We start from the raw sequence: 2,102 nt of genomic DNA on the forward strand, positions 1-2,102 counted from the left end.
CCCCTTCGCGCCGGTGGCGGGCGACCAGTTCGTGTGGCAGCACCTGGGCCCCGCCACCGTGCTGGACGGCCAGGCCGAAGGCAACCCGCGCGTGGCGGGGCGCATCAACGCGATCTGCGTGCACGAACTCGGCCAGCGCATCTACGCCGCCTCGGCCAACGGAGGCGTCTGGTATTCGAAGAACGGCGGCGACAGCTGGACCTCGGTGGGCGGGCTCGCGCCCACCAACGCCGCAGGCATCAACCGGCCCGCGCAGCGCAATGCCTGCGGTGCGCTGCGCGTGGAGTTCGGCGCCGCGGAAGGCGACGACATGGTCTTCCTCGGTACCGGCGAAGTCACCCATCCGATGGTGGGCGCACCCGGCAGTTCGGAGGGCGGCGTCGGCGTGCTGGTGGGTGACAAGCCCACGAAGTCGGCCGACCCCGATCCGTGGAAGCCGGAGGCGACCAACCTCGTCAACAACGGCATCTACCGCTTCGCGCGCGATCCCCACGGCAACACCATCCTGGCGGCAACGCTCACCGGCCTGCGCCAGCGCCCCGCCGTGGTTGCCGAGCGCCATACCTGGGGGCGCCCGACCGGCACCCCCTTCGCCACGCTGGACAAGGCCTGCAGCGACATCCTGTGGACGCCCGTCAACGGCACGACGCCCGCGCGCTGCTGGGTGTGGGTGAAGGACGGGCCGGACTTTGGCCTGTGGGTGCGCGACAACGGCGCGGCGAACTTCAAGAAAGTGACGGTCGATCCCGCGTCCGGCCTGGCCTATTCGGCCACCCGCGCGGAGCTGGCTGCATCCACCCCGCCCACGCAGGTGTGGGTGATCAACGACTTCGGCGACGCCGCGCCCGGACTCTTTCGTGTCACCAACCCGGCCAGCGGCACCGATCCGGTGGCGCACGGCGTGGTGGGCGTTCCCAACATCCTGCACACCCAGGGCTTCTACGACATCGCGATCGCGGTGCACCCCGGCGCCGCGAACCGCGTGGCGCTGGCGGGCAGCTTTCTGCAGGACCTCACGCAGGACGGGCGCCAGGTGCAATTCAACGCCGCCATCGTGGTGGCCGACGTGGCGCCCGACCCGGCCAACGGCGGCGTGCTCACCTACGGCCTTGCGGCGACGCCCTACACGCACATCGGCATCGGCGTGCATGCCGACGTGCACGCGCTGGCCTGGAGCAACGCGGGCAACACGCTGTGGACCGGCTGCGACGGCGGCGTGTACCGCTCCGACCGGCCCACGCGCCCGGCAGGCTTCTACCCGCGCAACAACGGCCTGACGATCAGCGAGTCCAACTACGTCGCCTGCCACCCCATGGCCGAGGGCCACCTCATCTCGGGCCTGCAGGACAACGGCACCGTGCAGCGCCTGTCCAGCGGCGTGTGGAAGATGAAGTTCCAGGGCGACGGTGGCGGCGTGGTGATGAACGGGGTGAATCCGAGCCAGTCCCTGGCGCAGTACGTGCAGGGGAACTGGAACCGCGACCCCACGGGCGGCACCGGCCCGCTGGTGCGCGGCGGGCTCATCTCCACGGCCGAGCGCGACATCGCGGCCTTCTATTCGATGCCGGCCAACATCACCAACACGCGCAGCGCGCCGACGGCGGGCGTGCCGGCCCGGTTCAGCCAGACCTTGATCGGCACCTACCGGCTCTGGTATTCGGACGACTTCGGCAAGAAGTGGGTCACGCTGCCCACCGGCACGGACCCGCTGGCCGGCATGACCGCCACGCCACCGGTGATCAACGGCGCGCAGGACAGCATCGGCAGCGTGATCACGACCTGCCGCTGGCAGAGCCCGGACGTGGCCTGGGTGCTGTGCGACCAGCGCATCCGACGCTATGCGCGCGCCGCCGGCGCGCCCAACGGCGGCGGCCCCGGTGCGTGGGTGGACCAGAACGTGGTGCCGACCGGCTACACCCCGCCTCCCGTGCCGCCCGGCGTTCCGCCCAGCCCCGAGGCCGGGGGCAAGCCGAAGAAGCGGCCGCCGCCGCCGCCTGCGCCGGCCCCCGCCCCGGCCCTGCCGATCTCGCTGCTCGACTCGAAGGTGTGGACCGACCTTGCGCCCAATCTCGACCCGCCGCCCGCCGCGGGCCAGCCGCCGG

The 2,102-nt window shown here is 72.0% G+C and carries 1 pseudogene; it reads left to right on the forward strand.

The features are described from left to right. A pseudogene (locus VSO01S_RS27660) lies at positions 1 to 2,102 on the forward strand (hypothetical protein); the annotation flags it as partial.

The organism is Variovorax soli NBRC 106424 (assembly GCF_001591385.1).
GTDB lineage: Bacteria > Pseudomonadota > Gammaproteobacteria > Burkholderiales > Burkholderiaceae_C > Variovorax > Variovorax soli.